General features: G+C 55.1%; 20 protein-coding genes. 16 read left to right on the forward strand and 4 right to left on the reverse strand.

Translation table 11 applies throughout. The features are described from left to right. Positions 1–73 precede the first annotated feature (73 nt). From ftsA to ACRPFF_RS06770, 4 genes are all read left to right on the forward strand, one after another. Positions 74–1,321, forward strand: a complete 1,248-nt coding sequence (gene ftsA / locus ACRPFF_RS06755; protein ID WP_432674175.1) for a cell division protein FtsA — start codon at positions 74–76, stop codon at positions 1,319–1,321. Positions 1,322–1,443: 122 nt separating this feature from the next. After that, on the forward strand, positions 1,444–2,622 hold the full coding sequence (gene ftsZ, locus ACRPFF_RS06760) for a cell division protein FtsZ (protein ID WP_003676708.1): 1,179 nt from the start codon (positions 1,444–1,446) through the stop codon (positions 2,620–2,622). A gap of 135 nt (positions 2,623–2,757) precedes the next feature. After that, positions 2,758–4,068: an NCS2 family permease gene (locus ACRPFF_RS06765; protein ID WP_107997109.1), complete on the forward strand. Its 1,311-nt coding sequence runs from the start codon at positions 2,758–2,760 to the stop codon at positions 4,066–4,068. A 98-nt stretch (positions 4,069–4,166) separates the two neighbouring features. Then, positions 4,167–4,787 carry an L-threonylcarbamoyladenylate synthase gene (locus ACRPFF_RS06770; RefSeq protein WP_432674191.1) on the forward strand — a complete coding sequence of 207 codons (621 nt, stop codon included), beginning with the start codon at positions 4,167–4,169 and terminating at the stop codon, positions 4,785–4,787. 162 nt (positions 4,788–4,949) lie between these two features. Here ACRPFF_RS06770 and ACRPFF_RS06775 read toward each other — a convergent pair whose 3' ends face one another. Then, the gene (locus ACRPFF_RS06775; protein WP_250314779.1) at positions 4,950–5,396 is read right to left on the reverse strand and encodes an Rrf2 family transcriptional regulator; all 447 of its coding nucleotides are present in this window, start codon (positions 5,394–5,396) and stop codon (positions 4,950–4,952) included. A 173-nt stretch (positions 5,397–5,569) separates the two neighbouring features. On the opposite strand from ACRPFF_RS06775, the gene ACRPFF_RS06780 reads away from it, so the two are divergent. Both ACRPFF_RS06780 and ACRPFF_RS06785 read left to right on the forward strand, forming a co-directional pair. Beyond that, on the forward strand, positions 5,570–5,959 hold the full coding sequence (locus ACRPFF_RS06780) for a hemerythrin domain-containing protein (protein WP_108044029.1): 390 nt from the start codon (positions 5,570–5,572) through the stop codon (positions 5,957–5,959). Between the two features lie 28 nt (positions 5,960–5,987). After that, complete coding sequence (locus ACRPFF_RS06785; protein WP_432674176.1) at positions 5,988–7,145, forward strand: NnrS family protein; 1,158 nt, start codon at positions 5,988–5,990, stop codon at positions 7,143–7,145. A 63-nt stretch (positions 7,146–7,208) separates the two neighbouring features. Here ACRPFF_RS06785 and ACRPFF_RS06790 read toward each other — a convergent pair whose 3' ends face one another. Beyond that, positions 7,209–8,081 (reverse strand): prephenate dehydrogenase, encoded by an 873-nt coding sequence (locus ACRPFF_RS06790; protein WP_432674177.1) that lies wholly within the window; start codon positions 8,079–8,081, stop codon positions 7,209–7,211. An 83-nt stretch (positions 8,082–8,164) separates the two neighbouring features. Between ACRPFF_RS06790 and ACRPFF_RS06795 the strand changes: the two genes are divergently transcribed. From ACRPFF_RS06795 to ACRPFF_RS06840, 10 genes are all read left to right on the forward strand, one after another. Then, entirely contained in the window at positions 8,165–8,977 is an 813-nt protein-coding gene (locus tag ACRPFF_RS06795) for a carbon-nitrogen hydrolase family protein (protein ID WP_432674178.1), read from the forward strand. 93 nt (positions 8,978–9,070) lie between these two features. Further along, positions 9,071–9,946 (forward strand): DMT family transporter, encoded by an 876-nt coding sequence (locus tag ACRPFF_RS06800; RefSeq protein WP_432674179.1) that lies wholly within the window; start codon positions 9,071–9,073, stop codon positions 9,944–9,946. A 115-nt stretch (positions 9,947–10,061) separates the two neighbouring features. Further along, positions 10,062–11,291 (forward strand): multidrug effflux MFS transporter, encoded by a 1,230-nt coding sequence (locus ACRPFF_RS06805; protein WP_432674192.1) that lies wholly within the window; start codon positions 10,062–10,064, stop codon positions 11,289–11,291. A gap of 38 nt (positions 11,292–11,329) precedes the next feature. Then, positions 11,330–12,457, forward strand: coding sequence for a prephenate dehydratase (gene pheA / locus ACRPFF_RS06810; protein ID WP_432674180.1), 1,128 nt, complete (start codon positions 11,330–11,332; stop codon positions 12,455–12,457). A 36-nt stretch (positions 12,458–12,493) separates the two neighbouring features. Next, positions 12,494–13,237 carry a DNA repair protein RecO gene (gene recO / locus ACRPFF_RS06815; RefSeq protein WP_432674181.1) on the forward strand — a complete coding sequence of 248 codons (744 nt, stop codon included), beginning with the start codon at positions 12,494–12,496 and terminating at the stop codon, positions 13,235–13,237. A gap of 52 nt (positions 13,238–13,289) precedes the next feature. Beyond that, entirely contained in the window at positions 13,290–14,018 is a 729-nt protein-coding gene (gene pdxJ / locus ACRPFF_RS06820; RefSeq protein WP_432674182.1) for a pyridoxine 5'-phosphate synthase, read from the forward strand. A gap of 49 nt (positions 14,019–14,067) precedes the next feature. Beyond that, complete coding sequence (acpS, locus tag ACRPFF_RS06825) at positions 14,068–14,445, forward strand: holo-ACP synthase (RefSeq protein ID WP_432674183.1); 378 nt, start codon at positions 14,068–14,070, stop codon at positions 14,443–14,445. Between the two features lie 81 nt (positions 14,446–14,526). Beyond that, complete coding sequence (locus ACRPFF_RS06830; protein WP_432674184.1) at positions 14,527–15,336, forward strand: NUDIX domain-containing protein; 810 nt, start codon at positions 14,527–14,529, stop codon at positions 15,334–15,336. Continuing rightward, on the forward strand, positions 15,329–15,751 hold the full coding sequence (locus ACRPFF_RS06835) for a hypothetical protein (protein WP_432674185.1): 423 nt from the start codon (positions 15,329–15,331) through the stop codon (positions 15,749–15,751). Before ACRPFF_RS06830 ends, ACRPFF_RS06835 begins: the two co-directional genes overlap by 8 nt. Positions 15,752–15,799: 48 nt before the next feature. Next, positions 15,800–16,942, forward strand: coding sequence for a THUMP domain-containing class I SAM-dependent RNA methyltransferase (locus ACRPFF_RS06840; protein WP_432674186.1), 1,143 nt, complete (start codon positions 15,800–15,802; stop codon positions 16,940–16,942). A gap of 57 nt (positions 16,943–16,999) precedes the next feature. Here ACRPFF_RS06840 and ACRPFF_RS06845 read toward each other — a convergent pair whose 3' ends face one another. Together ACRPFF_RS06845 and tsaE are read right to left on the reverse strand one after the other, a co-directional pair. Further along, complete coding sequence (locus tag ACRPFF_RS06845; protein WP_432674187.1) at positions 17,000–18,250, reverse strand: N-acetylmuramoyl-L-alanine amidase; 1,251 nt, start codon at positions 18,248–18,250, stop codon at positions 17,000–17,002. Further along, entirely contained in the window at positions 18,247–18,708 is a 462-nt protein-coding gene (tsaE, locus tag ACRPFF_RS06850; RefSeq protein WP_432674188.1) for a tRNA (adenosine(37)-N6)-threonylcarbamoyltransferase complex ATPase subunit type 1 TsaE, read from the reverse strand. The genes ACRPFF_RS06845 and tsaE overlap by 4 nt, the downstream gene beginning before the upstream one ends. Positions 18,709–18,772: the final 64 nt, after the last annotated feature.

An 18,772-nucleotide genomic window follows, 5' to 3' on the forward strand; every position in this document is an offset into this window, starting at 1 on the left:
TAGAAAGATTATAGTCGTGCCGTCTGAAAACGGCGAGGCACAAATTTTAATTAGTCTTAAGAGCACATGAACAATGGAACAACAGAAAAGATATATCAGCGTATTGGATATCGGTACATCGAAAGTCTTGGCGCTGATCGGTGAAGTCCAGGATGACAACGAAATCCACATCGTCGGTTTGGGACAGTCGGTTTCCCGCGGCTTGCGTGCAGGCATGGTTACCAATATAGATGCCACCGTTCAAGCCATCAGGCAGGCGGTCAATGAAGCCGAGCTGATGGCGGATACCAAGATTACTCATGTTACCACGGGTATTGCGGGCAACCACATCCGCAGCCTTAATTCGCAAGGCGTGGTCAAAATTAAAGACGGTGAAGTCACGCAGGCAGATATTGACCGTGCTATCGAAACTGCAAAGGCAGTCAATATTCCGCCCGATCATAAAATCCTGCATGCCGTTGTTCAGGACTACATCATTGATACACAATTGGGTGTGAGGGAACCTATCGGGATGAGCGGTGTCCGGTTGGATACGCGGGTACATATTATCACCGGTGCAAGCACAGCCGTGCAAAATATCCAAAAATGTATTGAGCGCTGCGGCCTAAAGGTGGATGAAGTGATGTTGCAGCCGCTGGCAAGCGGTCAGGCCGTATTGACTGAGGATGAAAAAGACCTTGGCGTATGCGTCATCGATATCGGCGGAGGAACAACAGATATAGCTGTTTATACCAATGGCGCGATCCGGCATACATCCGTCATTCCGGTGGCCGGCGATTTGATTACCAAAGATCTGTCACAGGCTTTGAGAACGCCGCATGATGCTGCCGAATACATCAAAATCCATTACGGTGTAGTCTCTCCGGAGATGGAAGGACTGGATGAAATGATCGAAGTTCCCAGTGTGGGCGACAGGAAGCCGCGTCAGGTTTCCCGTAAGGTTCTGGCAATCGTTATCAGGGAACGTATACGGGAAATTCTGGAGGTAGTGGCTAGCGAATTGCGTAAATCGGGTTTCCCAAAAGAAGTGCTGACTTCAGGAATAGTATTGACCGGTGGTACGTCCATGCTGTCCGGTATTGAAGAACTTGCCGAAGAAGTATTCGAACTGCCCGTACGTATCGGCATACCTCAGGAGATGGGCGGCGTTTCCGAGCGCGTCCGTACGCCGCGCTACTCTACTGTCATTGGACTGCTTCAGGCAGCACGCAGTTTGGAAGGTGTCCATGTGCAGCAGCAAGGCGGAATAGTGCAAGACAAAGAAGAAGCCGGCAGTGGTTTGTGGGCAAGGTTGAAGAGGTGGTTTGAAAACAATCTCTAAACAGACAGGTTGCCGTTTGACTGGGTAAGAAGTATTTTGCAAGTAACAAGATACTTCTTATATAATAATAAATAATAATTTATTTTCAACCGTCCTCTGAATGGGCGAGCAGGAGTTTTTCAATGGAATTTGTTTACGACGTGGCAGAATCGGCAGTCAGCCCTGCGGTGATTAAAGTAATCGGATTGGGCGGCGGAGGTTGCAATGCAATCAATAACATGGTTGCCAACAATGTGCGCGGTGTGGAGTTTATCAGTGCCAATACGGATGCGCAGTCTTTGGCAAAAAACCATGCGGCGAAGAGAATCCAGTTGGGTACGAATCTGACACGCGGTTTGGGTGCGGGTGCCAATCCCGATATTGGCCGCGCGGCCGCCCAAGAGGATAGGGAAGCCATTGAAGAAGCCATTCGCGGTGCAAACATGCTCTTTATTACGACCGGCATGGGCGGCGGTACCGGTACCGGTTCGGCTCCGGTTGTTGCCGAAATCGCCAAATCGCTGGGTATCTTGACGGTTGCTGTGGTTACCCGGCCGTTCGCATATGAAGGCAAACGCGTCCATGTCGCACAGGCAGGTCTGGAACAGTTGAAAGAACACGTCGATTCGCTGATTATTATCCCGAACGACAAATTGATGACGGCTTTAGGCGAAGACGTAACCATGCGCGAAGCCTTCCGTGCCGCTGACAATGTATTGCGTGATGCCGTTGCCGGCATTTCCGAAGTGGTTACTTGTCCGAGCGAAATCATCAACCTCGATTTTGCAGATGTGAAAACCGTGATGAGTAATCGCGGTATCGCCATGATGGGTTCGGGTTATGCCCAAGGTATAGACCGTGCCCGCATGGCAACCGATCAGGCCATTTCCAGCCCGTTGTTGGATGATGTGACGTTGGACGGTGCGCGCGGCGTGCTTGTCAATATCACGACCGCACCCGGTTGTCTGAAAATGTCCGAGCTGTCCGAGGTTATGAAAATCGTCAACCAAAGCGCGCATCCTGATTTGGAATGCAAATTTGGTGCTGCAGAAGACGAAACCATGAGTGAAGATGCAATCCGGATTACTATTATTGCAACCGGTTTGAAAGAAAAAGGTGCGGTTGAAGCCGCTCCGGTCAGAGAAACTGAATCGGTTTCCTCATCCAAACAGGCGCAAAGCTACAATGTAGAAGGTATGATTCGCACTAATCGCGGCATCCGTACCATGAATCTGACGGCTGCGGATTTCGATAATCAGTCTGTCCTTGACGATTTTGAAATCCCTGCAATTTTGCGTCGTCAACACAATTCAGACAAATAATGTGCCGTTTGCCGTAAACCTATTGCCTCCCGAACCGGTTTTCCCGATTTGGGAGGTATATTTTTCAATATGCCGAATCCTGTGCGGTTTGCGGTGTGCGGGTTCAGATTTTTTACTTGAAACGGACTGCTAGATATGGATATTTCAAAACAAACATTGCTGGATAGGGTTTTTAACCTGAAGGCAAACGGTACGACGGTGCGTACCGAGTTGATGGCAGGTTTGACGACCTTTTTGACGATGTGCTACATCGTTATCGTCAATCCCCTGATTTTGGGCGAGACCGGAATGGATATGGGGGCGGTATTCGTCGCCACCTGTATTGCATCCGCCATCGGCTGTTTTGTCATGGGTTTTATCGGCAACTATCCGATTGCGCTTGCCCCGGGTATGGGTTTGAACGCGTATTTTACCTTTGCGGTCGTTAAAGGTATGGGTGTGCCTTGGCAGGTGGCTTTGGGTGCGGTATTTATTTCAGGTTTGATTTTCATCCTGTTTAGCTTTTTCAAAATCAGGGAAATGTTGGTCAATGCTTTGCCTATGGGTTTAAAAATGTCGATTGCTGCCGGTATCGGTTTGTTTTTGGCACTAATTTCCCTGAAAGGTGCGGGTATTATCGTTGCCAATCCGGCAACCTTGGTCGGTTTGGGCGATATTCATCAACCGTCTGCGTTGTTGGCACTGTTCGGTTTTGCCATGGTGGTTGTTTTGGGATACTTCCGCATTCAAGGTGCAATCATCATTACCATCTTGACCATTACTGTTATCGCCAGCCTGATGGGTTTGAATGAATTCCACGGGGTAATAGGCGAAGTACCGAGCATTGCGCCGACTTTTATGCAGATGGATTTTAAAGGGTTGTTTACTGTTAGCATGGTCAGCGTGATTTTCGTCTTTTTCCTGGTCGATCTGTTCGACAGTACCGGAACACTGGTCGGTGTATCGCATCGTGCCGGACTTCTGGTGGACGGTAAGCTGCCACGTTTGAAGCGTGCACTGTTGGCCGATTCAACCGCTATTGTGGCGGGTGCGGCTTTGGGTACTTCTTCAACCACGCCCTATGTGGAAAGTGCGGCGGGCGTATCGGCGGGTGGGCGTACCGGTCTGACGGCGGTTACCGTCGGCGTATTGATGCTGGCGTGTCTGATGTTCTCCCCATTGGCGAAAAGTGTTCCCGCTTTTGCTACTGCACCCGCCCTGCTTTATGTCGGCACGCAGATGCTCCGCAGCGCGAGGGACATCGATTGGGACGATATGACGGAAGCCGCACCCGCATTCCTGACCATTGTCTTCATGCCGTTTACTTATTCGATTGCAGACGGCATCGCTTTCGGCTTCATCAGTTATGCCGTAGTCAAACTTTTGTGTCGCCGAACCGGGGATGTTCCGCCTATGGTATGGATTGTTGCCGTATTGTGGGCACTGAAATTCTGGTATTTGGGTTGATGGTTGTAAGCATCAAATGCCGTCTGAAATTTTCAGACGGCATTTTGTTTGGATTTTGGGCGTACAATACGGAAAACATGACGATAAGGACGCAAACTATGGCACAGTTTTTTGCTATTCATCCCGACAACCCCCAAGAACGCCTCATCAGGCAGGCGGTCGAAATCGTCAATAAAGGCGGCGTGGTGGTTTATCCGACCGATTCGTGTTACGCCTTGGGCTGCAAACTCGGCGATAAGGCGGCGATGGAACGCATACTCTCCATCCGAAAAATCGATTTGAAACACCACCTGACCCTGATGTGCGCAGATTTGAGCGAGTTGGGTACATATGCCAAAATCGACAACGTACAGTTTCGTCAGCTTAAAGCCGCTACACCCGGGCCTTATACTTTTATTTTACAGGCGACGAAGGATGTGCCGGCGCGCACCCTGCACCCGAAACGCAAAACCATCGGGCTGCGTATTCCCGATAATGCCATTGCACAAGCCCTGCTGGAGGAGTTGGGCGAACCGCTTTTAAGCTGCACCCTGATGCTGCCCGAAGACGGCGAGCCGCTGGCCGACCCTTATGAAATACGCGCCCGCTTGGAGCATGCCGTCGATTTGGTGATTGACGGCGGCTGGTGCGGAACCGATCCGACTACCGTCATCGACATGACCGACGGTACGGAATTGGTGCGCCAAGGTTGCGGCGATACGGCAGTGTTCGGTTTGTAGGACAACAGATGCCGTCTGAAGCATAAACCGTTCAGACGGCATCATATCCGCCGCCGGTAGAAATCCGAAATGTCGGCACATATCGTGCCCAGGCGGAATATCCGTCTGAAACATCAAATAAAATGCCGTCTGAAAACGGGTTCGGACGGCATTTTTGCAGCTTCAATTTTTCGTCACAATCGGGATTTTCGGCTCGTAGAGCAAGTCGTAAGTCGGTTTGTCGAGCAGGTCTTGGAGTGTGAAGCCGTCCAGATAGGTAAAAAACGACTTTATCGCGCCGCCGAGTATGCCTGTCAGGCGGCAGGACGGTGTAATCAGGCATTCATTGTTCGGTCCCATGCATTCGACCAACTGCATCGGTTCGAGGTGACGGACGACCGCACCGATATTGATGCAGTCGGGTGGTGCGGCAAGCCTCAGTCCACCGCCTTTTCCGCGTATGCTGTGTAAGAACCCGCCTTTGACCAGCGAAGTAACCACCTTCATTAAATGACTTTTGGAAATGTCGTATGTTTCGGCAATGGTGCCGATATTGACAAGCATATCGTCATTGATGGCGGCATAGATGAGGACTCGCAGACCGTAGTCCGTATGTTGGGTCAGATACATGATTTTTCCAGTATGGTTCGTTATTTTTATTGTCGTTGCCCAAGTTTCACAGAAAATACCTTAAAGGTTGAAACTTTGTCAGTCAGGGCGGTAGAATGCAGCCTGTTCGCGGCAGTATGCCATCTGAAACAGGCGGGCTACCGTTTGATAATTTATTATTATAACTCAAAATCATGAAACCGTTGAAACGACATTCGGCACTTATTGGACTTTCGCGCGAGCATCACCATTCGCTTTCCCTGTGCGTACGCTTGTTGCGTACGCCGGAAGAGGAACATCGGAACGAGCTCGAGCCCCATTTTGCCGAGCTGGAAGTTCATTTTCGCGAAGAAGAAACCATGTTCGCTCCCGTTTGGCAGAATATTGCCCCCGAGCTTAAAGCCCGTTTCGAGAGGGACCATGCCAAACTGCGGCAGATGATGGCGGAACCCGAATACGGGAGCAAAGTATGGAACACGGATTTTGCCGTAACGCTTCGCGATCATGCGCGGTTTGAAGAACGCGAATTGTTTCCTGCCGTAGAACCTTTTTTGCCGTCTGAACCTGCCGGTTCGGAGGGGTAAATATATTAATGAAGAATAAGGAACACACATGAATGCATTTACCAAGCACCCCGTCTGGGCAATGGCGTTCCGCCCGTTTTATTCGCTGGCGGCACTGTACGGCGCATTGTCCGTATTGCTGTGGGGTTTCGGCTACAAGGGGACGTACGAACTGTCCGGTTTCTATTGGCACGCGCATGAAATGATCTGGGGTTATGCCGGTCTCGTCGTCATCGCCTTCCTGCTGACCGCCGTCGCCACTTGGACGGGGCAGCCGCCTACGAGGGGCGGCGTTCTGGTCGGGTTGACCGCCTTTTGGTTGGCTGCGCGGATTGCCGTCTTTATCCCGGGTTGGGGTGCGGCGGCAAGCGGCATACTCGGTACGCTGTTTTTCTGGTATGGCGCGGTGTGCATGGCTTTGCCCGTTATCCGTTCACAGAATCGACGCAACTATGTCGCCGTATTCGCAATATTTGTGTTGGGCGGCACGCATGCGGCGTTTCACGTCCAGCTTCACAACGGTAATTTTGAGGGGCTGTTGGGCGGTTTGCAGTCGGGGCTGATTATGGTGTCGGGCTTTATCGGCCTGATTGGGATGCGGATTATTTCGTTTTTTACGTCCAAACGTTTGAATGTGCCGCAGATTCCCAGTCCGAAATGGGTTGCGCAGGCTTCGCTGTGGTTGCCCATGCTGACTGCCATGCTGATGGCGCACGGTGTGTTGGCTTGGCTGTCTGCCGTTTTTGCCTTTGCGGCAGGCGTGATCTTTACCGTGCAGGTTTACCGTTGGTGGTATAAGCCCGTGTTGAAAGAGCCGATGCTGTGGATTCTGTTTGCCGGTTATCTGTTTACCGGATTGGGGCTGATTGCGGTCGGCGTGTCTTATTTCAAACCTGCCTTCCTCAATTTGGGCGTGCATCTGATCGGTGTGGGCGGTATCGGCGTGTTGACTTTGGGCATGATGGCGCGTACCGCGCTCGGTCATACAGGCAATCCCATTTATCCGCCGCCTAAATCCGTTCCGGTCGCATTTTGGCTGATGATGGCGGCAACCGCCGTCCGTATGGTTGCCGTATTTTCTTCCGGCACTGCCTACACGCACAGTATCCGCACGTCTTCGGTTTTGTTTGCCATCGCGCTTTTGCTGTATGCGTGGAAGTACATTCCTTGGCTGTTCCGTCCGCGTTCGGACGGCAGGCCCGGTTGAGTAAAACCGCCGCAGATTTCTGGTCTGCGGCGGTTTTGGCTTGGGTGGGATGCCGTCTGAACATCAATTCTCATCAGACCAGCCGTCGCGCGTGGCTTTGGCTTCTTCAAAATAGCGGTACAGGGAGGGGCGGTCCCGGTTAAGCAGGATGGTTTCCAAAGTGTCCAACTGCCTGCCCAAGCCCCGAATCAGCTCCAACAGGTTGTCCCTGTTGGCAAGACAGATGTCCGCCCACACGGCAGGGTGGCTGGACGCGGTGCGGGTAAAGTCCTGAAAGCCCGTGGCGGCAAATTTCAGATACGCCTTTCCGTCGGGGTGGTCGAAGAGCTGGTGGACATAGGCGAAGGCGGCAAGGTGGGGCATATGAGAGACGGCGGCAAAAACCGCATCGTGTTTTTGCGCGTCCATCGTATAAATTTCGGCCCCGACGGCGCGCCATAGGTTTTCTATCAATGAGATGCCGTCTGAATCTTCGCCGCCGTGTGGTGTGATGATGAGTTTTCTATTTTGGAACAGGCCGTACTGCGCCGAATCTGCCCCGCTTCGGTCGGAGCCGGCAATCGGGTGGGCGGCAATACAGCGGTAAATGCTGTCGGGCAGGCAGCGTCGGAAAGCCTTGATAACGGAGATTTTGGTGCTGCCGACATCGGAAATCCAAGCGTGGGCGGGTAAAACGGGTGCAAGCGCGGTTAAGATGCCGGAGACGGAGGCAACGGGCGTGGCGATAACAATCAAATCCGCATCGGCGATGCTGTTTTTATCGATGACGGCGGAAGCCCGGTCAATCACGCCGCGTTCCAGCGCACGTTGCAGGTTGTCGCGGTCGGTGTCGATGCCGGTAACGGTACGGACGAGCCCCTGTCTCTTGAGGTCTAGGACGAACGAACCGCCGATCAGCCCTACGCCGACGAGGACGATATGGTTCAAAATGTGCATTTGTGTAAAAAACTTTCGCAAAGTACCGTCATGGTAGCGTATCGGCGGAATATCCCGCAAGATGGGCGGGTAAAGGAGGAAAAGTGGACAAAATCAGAATAGCCGCCGTGCAGATGGTTTCCGGGCTGTCTCCCCATAAAAATATCGAAACCATGAGGCGTTTGGTTAAAACAGCGGCGCAGTGCGGTGCGGATTGGGTGCTGTTGCCCGAATATTGGGTGCTGATGGGCGCAAACGATACCGACAAACTTGCGCTTGCCGAGCCTTTGGGCGGCGGACGCTTTCAGACGGCATTGAGTGAAACGGCGAAAGCGTGCGGCGTGGTGCTGTTTGGCGGAACCGTGCCGCTGCAAAGCAGCGAGGCGGGCAAGGTGATGAATACGCTGTTGGTGTACGGACGGGACGGAGTAAGAACGGGTCTGTATCACAAAATGCACCTCTTCGGTTTTTCCGGTTTGGGCGAACGCTATGCCGAAGCTGATACCATCCGCGCGGGGCAGGAAGTGCCGCACTTGTCGGCAGAGGGCGTGCCGGTGGCGGCAGGTATTTGTTACGATGTCCGCTTTCCCGAATTTTTCCGCTGCCAGCTGCCGTTTGACGTATTGATGCTTCCGGCGGCATTCACCCATACGACGGGCAAGGCGCACTGGGAGCTGCTTTTGCGTACGCGTGCCGTCGAAAACCAATGTTATGTTGTGGCGGCGGCGCAGGGCGGGGTGCACGAAAACGGCAGGCGCACGTTCGGACACAGTATGATTGTCGATCCGTGGGGCGACGTGTTGGACGTATTGCCCGAGGGCGAAGGCATCGTTACGGCAGACATCGATGCAGGCAGGCTGAACAGCGTCCGCAGCAGGCTGCCTGCTTTAAAACACATGGTTTTGGATGCCGTCTGAAACCGGCAGGCGGTTTGTTTTGCCCCGCCGGTGGTGAAACTTCCCATCCGCCCCTCCGCCAACAAACACAGTTTTTAAGCCGAATAAGTTGAAATGTTTTACCAAATCTTCGCCCTGATTATCTGGAGCAGCTCGTTTATTGCCGCCAAATACGCCTATGCCGTCATCGATCCGGCACTGATGGTCGGCGTGCGCCTGCTGATTGCCGCACTGCTGGTGCTGCCCGTCTGCCGCCGGTATATCGGCAAGATTCCGCGCAGGGAATGGAAGCCCCTGCTGGCGGTATCCTTCATCACTTATGTATTTACCCTGATGCTGCAGTTTGTCGGACTGAAATATACGTCTGCCGCCAGTGCATCGACCATCGTCGGACTCGAGCCGCTGCTGATGGTGTTTATCGGACACTTTTTCTTCAACGACAAAGCCCGTGCCTATCATTGGATATGCGGCGCGGCAGCGTTTGTCGGCATTGCGCTGCTGATGGTGGGCGGGGCGGAAGAGGGCGGCGAAGTCGGCTGGTTCGGCTGCCTGCTGGTGTTGTTGGCGGGTGCGGGCTTTTGTGCCGCTATGCGTCCGACGCAAAGGTTGGTGGCCCGCATCGGCGCACCGGCATTCACATCTGTTTCCATTGCCGCTGCATCGCTGATGTGCCTGCCGTTTTCGCTTGCCTTGGCACAGAGTTATACCGTGCATTGGAGTTGGCAGGGCGTGGTGTCGCTGCTGTATTTGGGCGTGGGGTGCAGCTGGTATGCCTATTGGCTGTGGAATAAAGGCATGAGCCGTGTTCCGGCAAACGCGTCGGGACTGTTGATTTCGCTCGAACCCGTCGTCGGCGTGTTGTTGGCGGTTTTGATTTTGGGCGAATATTTATCGCCCGTGTCCGCCTTGGGCGTGTTTGTCGTCATCGCCGCCACATTTGCCGCCGGCTGGCTGTCGCGCAGGGATGCGCAAAACGGCAATGCCGTCTGAAGCGGTTTCGGACGGCATATCCTCCGGTTTTGCCCCGCCGTCCGATATGTTAAACTTGCGCCCGTACCGACCGTCGTTTGCGACGGTTTCTTTATTTGATTTGAACGGAAAAACCATGTCTCCGACCCTTCCTCCGATGAACGAAAAACTGATGGCGGTTTTGATGGCGATGCTGGTCGCGCTGATGCCGTTTTCCATCGATGCCTACTTGCCCGCGATTCCCGAAATGGCGCAGTCGCTGAACGCGGATGTTCACCGTATCGAACCGAGCCTGAGTTTGTTTATGTTCGGCACGGCGTTCGGGCAGGTGGTCGGCGGTTCGGTGTCCGACATCAAAGGGCGCAAACCCGTCGCCCTGACCGGTTTGATTGTATATTGCCTTGCCGTTGCCGCCATCGCATTTGCCTCAAGTGCCGAACAGCTCCTTAACCTGCGTGCGGTACAGGCGTTCGGCGCAGGCATGACTGTGGTCATCGTCGGTGCGATGGTGCGCGATTATTATTCAGGGCGGAAAGCCGCGCAGATGTTTGCCCTTATCGGCATCATTCTGATGGTTGTGCCGCTTGTCGCGCCCATGGTCGGCGCATTGTTGCAGGGCTTGGGTGGCTGGCAGGCGATTTTTGTTTTTCTGGCGGCTTATTCGCTGGTGTTGCTCGGTTTGGTGCAATATTTCCTGCCCAAGCCTGCCGTCGGCGGCAAAATCAGACGGGACGTGTTCGGGCTGGTGGCTGGGCGGTTTAAACGTGTTTTGAAAACACGCGCCGCGATGGGGTATCTGTTTTTCCAAGCATTCAGTTTCGGCTCGATGTTTGTTTTTTTGACCGAATCGTCCTTCGTGTACCAGCAACTTTACCGCGTTACGCCGCATCAATACGCTTGGGCGTTTGCGCTCAACATCATCACGATGATGTTTTTCAACCGCGTTACTGCGTGGCGGCTCAAAACCGGCGCGCATCCGCAAAGCATCCTGCTGTGGGGGATTGTCGTTCAGTTTGCCGCCAACCTGTCCCAACTCGCCGCCGTGCTGTTTTTCGGGCTGCCCCCGTTTTGGTTGCTGGTTGCGTGCGTGATGTTTTCCGTCGGTACGCAGGGTCTGGTCGGCGCGAACACGCAGGCATGCTTTATGTCTTATTTCAAAGAAGAGGGCGGCAGCGCAAACGCCGTATTGGGTGTATTCCAATCTTTAATCGGCGCGGGGGTAGGTATGGCGGCGACCTTCTTGCACGACGGTTCGGCAACCGTGATGGCGGCAACCATGACCGCGTCCACCTCTTGCGGCATTGCGCTTCTGTGGCTCTGCTCGCATCGTGCGTGGAAAGAAAACGGGCAAAGCGAATACCTTTAACGGAAAATGCCGTCTGAAACCGTTTCAGACGGCATTTGATGTTAGAATGCACGATAAATTACCATTCAGACAAAATCATGTCCCATCACATCGACGAACTCCTCCTTCCCCACCGCAACGCCATCGACACCATCGATGCGGAAATCCTGCGCCTGCTCAACGAACGCGCGCAACACGCACACGCCATCGGCGACCTGAAAGGCACGGGCGCGGTATACCGCGCGGAACGCGAGGTTGCCGTGTTGCGCCGCATTCAGGATTTGAACAAAGGCCCGCTGCCCGACGAATCAGTCGCCCGCCTGTTCNGGGAAGTGATGAGCGAGTGCCTCGCCGTAGAACGCCCGCTGACCATCGCCTATCTGGGACCGCAGGGTACGTTTACCCAACAGGCGGCGATTAAGCATTTCGGTCATGCCGCACACACTATGACGTGTCCGACCATAGACGACTGCTTCAAACAGGTTGAAACGCGTCAGGCGGATTATCTGGTCGCCCCCGTGGAAAATTCGACCGAAGGCTCGGTCGGCCGCACGTTAGACCTGCTTGCCGTTACCGCATTGCAGGCTTGCGGCGAAGTTGTCTTGCGCATACACCACAACCTTCTGCGTAAAAACAGCAGTAGTACCGAAGGCATCACCAAAGTATTTTCGCACGCACAGGCGTTGGCGCAGTGCAACGACTGGCTGGGCAGACACCTTCCCAACGCCGAGCGGATTGCCGTGTCTAGCAATGCCGAAGCCGCAAGGCTGGTTGCCGAATCGGACGACGGTACGGTTGCCGCCATTGCCGGGCGTACTGCGGCGGAAATCTACGGACTCAGCCCCGTTGCTGAGTGCATTGAGGATGAGACGAACAACACCACGCGCTTCCTGGTTATGGGTCATCATGAAACCGGTGCTGGCGGCAGCGACAAAACCTCGCTGGTCGTTTCCGCACCCAACCGGGCAGGCGCGGTTGCCTCGCTGCTGCAACCCCTGACCGAATCAGGCATTTCCATGACCAAGTTTGAGAGCCGTCCCGGAAAAGCGGCGTTGTGGGAATACCTGTTCTTTATCGATATCGAGGGACACCGGACGGATGACAAGGTTCAGACGGCATTAAAACAGTTGGGCGGGCGCGCTTCGTTTGTCAAAATCATTGGTTCGTATCCGACTGCCGTTTTGTAGTTGCGGCAGCGTTCAGACGGCATTCCCCCAACGATTATGTCCGAATACCGAGTCAACCACGAACCCGTTTTTATGCTGGCATCTTCGCCTTGGCGCGAAAGCAGCCTGTGGGTTGAAGCATTCAGCCGCCGTTACGGGCGTGTGGCTTTGCTGGCGCGCAGCGCGCGCAAACGGCAGAGCGAGCTGCGCGGCGTATTGGTTCCGTTCGTCCCTGTCAGCGTGTCGTGGTACGGCAGTCAGGAACTCAAAACCCTTCACCGCGCCGAATGGGTCGGCGGTTGGCGGCAGCCGCAGGGCAGGGCGTTGTTTGGCGGATTGTATGTGAACGAGCTGGTTTTAAAACTGACCGCGCGCGAAGATCCGATGCCCGAACTGTACGACGCGTTGGCGGAAGTGATGGAGGCGGTGTGCCGTGAAGCCAACCACATTGCCGATTTGCGCTGCTTCGAGTGGAAGCTGCTCAATGCCTTGGGCGTTGCCCCCGATTTGCACGCCGACGGTACGGGCGGCGATATTTTGGCGGACAAAACCTACCGGCTGATGCCCGAAGAGGCGGTCATGCCCGTATGCCGGGACACGGACGCGCTTTCGCACGAGGCCGGCGCAATTGTCGAAGGGCAAAGCCTGATCGATTTGCGCGAAGGCAGTTTCCGCACCGCCGAAAGCCTGCAACAGGCATTGAAAATCACACGGCTTTTTATCCGCCACCTGTTGCCCGAAGGGCTGAAATCGCGGCAGGTGTTGGAACAGATAAGGCAGTTCGACCGCAATACCGCGTAGCTGCGCCCGCACCATGCCGTCAAACAGAAAAACGAAGAGAAAAGGAAACATTATGCTTTTGGGTGTCAACATCGACCACATCGCCACCGTCCGCAACGCGCGCGGCACGACTTATCCCAGCCCTGTGGAAGCGGCATTGGTCGCGGAAACGCACGGTGCGGATTTGATTACCATGCACCTGCGCGAAGACCGTCGCCACATCAAAGACGCGGACGTGTTCGCCGTTAAAAACGCCATCCGCACGCGCCTGAACCTTGAAATGGCGTTGACTGAAGAAATGCTGGAAAACGCACTCAAAGTCATGCCGCAAGACGTGTGCATCGTGCCTGAAAAACGTCAGGAAATCACGACCGAAGGCGGTTTGGACGTATTGGCGCAACAAGAAAAAATTGCCGAGTTCACCAAAATCCTGACCGACGCAGGCATCCGAGTCTCGCTCTTTATCGATGCCGACAACGAGCAAATCCAAGCCGCCCGTGATGTCGGCGCACCCGTTATCGAGCTGCACACCGGCGCATACGCCGATGCACGCAGCCACGCCGAACAAATCAAGCAATTCGAGCGTCTGCAAAACGGCGCGCATTTTGCCAGCGATTTGGGCTTGGTCGTCAACGCCGGACACGGACTGACCATACACAACGTTACCCCCATCGCCCAAATCCTCGCCATCCGCGAGCTGAACATTGGGCATTCGCTGATTTCGCAGGCACTTTTCCTCGGATTGCCCGAGGCCGTGCGCCAGATGAAGGAGGCGATGTTCAGGGCAAGGCTGCTGCCTTAAGGGCAGGCAAACCGTTTCAGACGGCATTTCACGACAAAGGAGCGCAAATATGATTTACGGCATCGGCACAGATATTGTTTCCCTCAAACGCATCGTCCGCCTGAGCAAAAAGTTCGGACAAGCATTTGCCGTGCGTATCCTCACTCCGGAAGAGCTGCTTGAATTTCCGCAGGCGGGCAAACCCGTCAACTACCTCGCCAAACGCTTTGCCGCCAAAGAAGCCTTCGCCAAAGCCGTCGGCACGGGCATACGCGGCGCGGTTTCCTTCCGCAACATCGGCATCGGGCATGACGCATTGGGCAAACCCGAATTTTTCTATGCCCCCTCCCTTTCCGAATGGCTGGAAGAACAAGGCATCAGCCGCGTCAGCCTCAGCATGAGCGACGAAGAAGACACCGTATTGGCATTTGCCGTTGCCGAAAAATAATGCCGTCTGAAATGCGGCAAACCCGTTGACGGCATTGCCCGTCCCTCATTTGCACTCCGACCGACCANCCGCATACCCGCCATGATCCAAGACACCCGCCCCCTTATCCGCGTCGTTGCCGGCATCCTGCTTGATTCAGACGGCAACTACCTGCTCNGCTCGCGCCCNGAAGGCAAGCCCTATGCCGGATATTGGGAATTTGCCGGCGGCAAGGTCGAAGCGGGCGAAACCGACTTCCAAGCCCTGCAACGCGAGTTTGAAGAAGAACTCGGCATCCGCATCCTCGCCGCCACGCCTTGGCTGACCAAAATCCATTCCTACGAACACGCGCATGTCTGCCTGAAATTCCTATGGGTAAACCCCGACCAATGGACGGGCGAACCGCAATCGCGCGAAGGACAGGCATGGTCGTGGCAGAAGGCGGGTGATTTTACCGTTGCCCCCATGCTGCCCGCCAACGGCGCGCTTTTGCGTTCGCTGTCCGTCCCGCGCCGTTTGTACGGCAGCCTGAAAACGGGTTTGCACGGCGAAAACAGTATGGGCGCGTACCGCGTCCTGCCTTTGGGTTCGGCAGAGGGAAGCGGTGCGAACGTTTTGATGGAGGCGGCGCAATGGCAGGACAGACCCGAACACGCCGACAGCGTGTGGATGATGGTGCAGACCCGCGAACAATGGAGGCAGGCGCAGGAAAAGGGCGCAGATGTGGTCGTCTGGCGAGTCGGTAATGCCGCACAAGCCGCAGCGGTGGACGAAGTGTTGAAGCACGGCGTATCCGTGCCGCTGGTCGTTGCCGCCGACGTTCAGACGGCATCGCATTGCGGCGGGCAATGGCTGGCGGCGGGCGCACACGCCGTGTTGGCCGATGAAAAAATGGGGAACGGAAATGGCTAAAAACCGCAAATTACTGCTTGCCGCATTGCTGCTGATTGCCTTTGCCGCCTTCAAGCTTGTTTTGTTGCAATGGTGGCAGGCGCAGCAGCCGCAAGCCGTGGCGGCGCAATGCGATTTGACCGAAGGTTGCACGCTGCCGGACGGAAGCCGCGTCCGCGCCGCCGCCGTTTCAACCAAAAAACCGTTTGATATTTATATCGAACACGCACCCATCGGCACGGAACAGGTCAGTATCAGCTTCAGTATGAAAAATATGGATATGGGGTTCAACCGCTATATGTTCGAGCGGCAACCGTCGGGGACTTGGCAGGCAGCACGCATCCGCCTGCCCGTCTGTGTCGAAGGCAGGCGCGATTTTACGGCGGACATTACAATCGGCAGCCGGACATTTCAGACGGCATTTACCGCCGAATAAACCTTTCAATCCGCCATTGCCGGAACATCCGTCCGGAAAGGACACGCTATGAATACTTTATATACACTTTTCGCCACCTGCCCGCGCGGCTTGGAAACCGTTTTATCTCAAGAACTCGGAAGCCTCGGCTGTACCGATGTTCAAGCGTTTGACGGCGGCGTTTCCTGCCGGGGCGGATTGGAACAGGCCTACGCCGCCAACCTGCATTCGCGTACTGCCAGCCGTATCCTGCTGCGTCTGACCAAAGGTACATACCGCAATGAGCGCGACATCTACAAACTTGCCAAAAACATCAACTGGTTCAACTGGTTTACCTTGCAGCAGACGTTCAAAGTCAAAATCGAGGCAAAGCGTGCCAACGTTAAGAGCATCCAATTTGTCGGACTGACTGTCAAAGATGCCGTCTGCGACGCTTTCCGCGACATTTACGACGCACGTCCGAGCGTGGACAAAGCTGCGCCCGATGTCCGCATCCACGCCTTTTTGGACGAACGCAATGTCGAAATCTTCATCGACACTTCGGGCGAAGCCTTGTTCAAACGCGGCTACCGTCTCGATACCGGCGAAGCACCGCTGCGCGAAAACCTTGCCGCCGGACTGCTGCTCTCGGCAGGCTACGACGGCACGCAGCCGTTTCAAGACCCGTTTTGCGGCAGCGGCACGATTGCTATCGAAGCCGCTTGGATTGCCGCCCGCCGCGCGCCGGGTATGATGCGCCGCTTCGGTTTTGAAAAACTGCAAAATTTCGATAAAACGCTGTGGGCGGATTTGTGCCGCCGCGCCGAAGCGCAAACCCGCCCCGTCCGCGCCCCGATTGCAGGCAGCGACAACGACCGCCGCATCATTCAGACGGCATTGGCCAACGCACGCAGTGCCGAAGTGGACGACATCGTTTCCTTCAGCGTTGCCGACGCGCAATCCGTCCGTCCGAACGGCGAAAACGGCATCATGGTGTCTAATCCGCCCTACGGTGTGCGCCTTGAGGAAGTCCACGCTTTGCAGGCACTTTATCCGCAGTTGGGTACGTGGTTGAAAAAACACTATGCCGGCTGGCGGGTCGGCATGTTTACCGGCGACAGGGAAATGCCCAAATTCATGCGCCTGTCGCCAAAACGCAAAATCCCACTTTATAACGGCAACCTCGATTGTCGCCTGTTTCTGATTGATATGGTGCAGGGATCGAACCGTTGAGGAAAGTGTACAAAAATGCCGTCTGAAAAATGTTCAGACGGCATTTATTTTTCGGAATCAACCCCGCTTCAATACGGAAGTGTTGATGTAGCGTTGGACGCCCGAGGCAATGGATTGGGCGCACTGCCGGCGGAAGGATTCGCTGCCCAGCAGCTTCTCTTCGGCAGGGTTGGACAGGAAGGCGGTTTCGACCAGGATAGACGGCATATCGGGTGCGCGCAAAACGGCGAAATTGGCTTCATCCACCCTGCCTTTGTGCAAGTGGTTGAGCCTGCCCAATTCTTCAAGCACCAGTTTGCCGAGTTTGCGGCTGTCGCGCAGCGTGGCGGTTTGGGTCATGTCGAGCAGGGCGGTATCGACATTGCGGTTGCCGCTGGTCGGTACGCCGCCGACTGCGTCGGCATTATTTTGGGTTTGTTCCAAGAATTTGGCGGCAGAGCTGGTCGCGCCTTTGGTGTTCAACATATAAACCCCGGTTCCGCGCGCGGAGGGGCTGGTGAAGGCATCGGCGTGGATGGAGACAAATACGTCCGCCCGCCGTGCGCGCCCTTTGGCGACACGCACGCCCAACGGGATGAACACATCTTCGTTGCGCGTCATAAATACATTGTAGCCTAATGCTTCTAACTGATTTTTGGTTTCCCTGGCAATGGATAGGACGACATGTTTTTCCTGTAGGCCGCCCGGGCTGATGGCACCGGGGTCTTCGCCGCCGTGTCCGGGGTCGATCATAATGACGGGTCTGCGCCCGTTTCTGCCGCGCCCGGGTTGGGGCGTGGTGTTTTGGGCGAGGTCGGCTTCCGGAGAGCCGCGCAGGGTTTTGTTCAGGCTGCCGTTAAGCAGCGCCATCATCGGATCGTCGGGATCCATTCCGTGCGGATAGAGGTCGATAACGAGGCGGTTCTTAAAGCCGCTGACAGGGGGGAGGGAAAAGACTTGTGCGCGTGAGGATTGTTTCAGGTCGATGACGAGGCGGACGGTGGTCGGCGTGTTCTGACCCGCGCGTATGCTGCGGATAAAGGGGTCGTCTGCCATGACTTTCTGAGACAGTCCGTGCAATACGGTATTGATGTTTGCGTTTTGTATATCGACGACCAACCTGCCCGGGTTGTCGAGCGTGAAGTGTTGGTATTTGAGCGCGGCGGTGCTTTCCAGCGTCAGGCGGGTGTAGGTGTGCGACGGCCATATCCGTGCGGCAGTGAATTGTGGTGCGCGTACCGTTTTGGCAACGGCGGATGCGATGGGGCTTAGGGCGAACAGTGTGCCGGCGGTGCGGCGGATGATTTGTCTTCGTGTCAGTTTGGTCATAGCGGCAGGCTTTCACGTCCTCGTTCGGTATGGGCGGTCAGCAGGCATTTTCTGCCGTCGCCGTCGTGTGTCAATGTTGTGGTGATGTCGGCAGGCGGGGTAAATTCGCCTCCCTGTTGCGGCCATTCGATCAGGCAGACGCTGTTTGCGGCAAACAGTTCGTCCAATCCGGCATCTTCCCATTCTTCGGGCGTGGTGAAACGGTAGAGGTCGAAATGATGCAGGGTAAAGGGTTTCAGCGGATAGGATTCGACGATGGCGTAAGTCGGGCTTTTGACCGGTCCCCGATGACCGAGTCCGCGTAGGATTCCGCGTGTCAGCGTGGTTTTGCCCGCACCCAAATCCCCTTCGAGATAAATGACCAGCGGTGCGTTTAAACGGGAAGACCACGCCGCACCCAAATCGAGTGTGGCAGCTTCGTCGGCAAGGAATCGGGAAACGGGGGGAAAATCAGACATGGAAACGGTTTGTTGTAAGGTTTGGGGTATTATGGGCAGTTTTGCAGGTTTTACAAACTTTGCA

The sequence above is a fragment of the Neisseria sp. SLRRB23 genome (assembly GCF_050896295.1).
Classification (GTDB): domain Bacteria; phylum Pseudomonadota; class Gammaproteobacteria; order Burkholderiales; family Neisseriaceae; genus Neisseria.

Coding starts and splice junctions, on each gene's coding strand:
- ftsA (WP_432674175.1), top strand. CDS start 74: ATGGAACAACAGAAAAGATATATCAGCGTATTGGATATCGGTACATCG.
- ftsZ (WP_003676708.1), top strand. CDS start 1,444: ATGGAATTTGTTTACGACGTGGCAGAATCGGCAGTCAGCCCTGCGGTG.
- ACRPFF_RS06765 (WP_107997109.1), top strand. CDS start 2,758: ATGGATATTTCAAAACAAACATTGCTGGATAGGGTTTTTAACCTGAAG.
- ACRPFF_RS06770 (WP_432674191.1), top strand. CDS start 4,167: ATGGCACAGTTTTTTGCTATTCATCCCGACAACCCCCAAGAACGCCTC.
- ACRPFF_RS06775 (WP_250314779.1), bottom strand. CDS start 5,396: ATGTATCTGACCCAACATACGGACTACGGTCTGCGAGTCCTCATCTAT.
- ACRPFF_RS06780 (WP_108044029.1), top strand. CDS start 5,570: ATGAAACCGTTGAAACGACATTCGGCACTTATTGGACTTTCGCGCGAG.
- ACRPFF_RS06785 (WP_432674176.1), top strand. CDS start 5,988: ATGAATGCATTTACCAAGCACCCCGTCTGGGCAATGGCGTTCCGCCCG.
- ACRPFF_RS06790 (WP_432674177.1), bottom strand. CDS start 8,081: ATGCACATTTTGAACCATATCGTCCTCGTCGGCGTAGGGCTGATCGGC.
- ACRPFF_RS06800 (WP_432674179.1), top strand. CDS start 9,071: ATGTTTTACCAAATCTTCGCCCTGATTATCTGGAGCAGCTCGTTTATT.
- ACRPFF_RS06805 (WP_432674192.1), top strand. CDS start 10,062: ATGTCTCCGACCCTTCCTCCGATGAACGAAAAACTGATGGCGGTTTTG.
- recO (WP_432674181.1), top strand. CDS start 12,494: ATGTCCGAATACCGAGTCAACCACGAACCCGTTTTTATGCTGGCATCT.
- pdxJ (WP_432674182.1), top strand. CDS start 13,290: ATGCTTTTGGGTGTCAACATCGACCACATCGCCACCGTCCGCAACGCG.
- acpS (WP_432674183.1), top strand. CDS start 14,068: ATGATTTACGGCATCGGCACAGATATTGTTTCCCTCAAACGCATCGTC.
- ACRPFF_RS06835 (WP_432674185.1), top strand. CDS start 15,329: ATGGCTAAAAACCGCAAATTACTGCTTGCCGCATTGCTGCTGATTGCC.
- ACRPFF_RS06840 (WP_432674186.1), top strand. CDS start 15,800: ATGAATACTTTATATACACTTTTCGCCACCTGCCCGCGCGGCTTGGAA.
- ACRPFF_RS06845 (WP_432674187.1), bottom strand. CDS start 18,250: ATGACCAAACTGACACGAAGACAAATCATCCGCCGCACCGCCGGCACA.
- tsaE (WP_432674188.1), bottom strand. CDS start 18,708: ATGTCTGATTTTCCCCCCGTTTCCCGATTCCTTGCCGACGAAGCTGCC.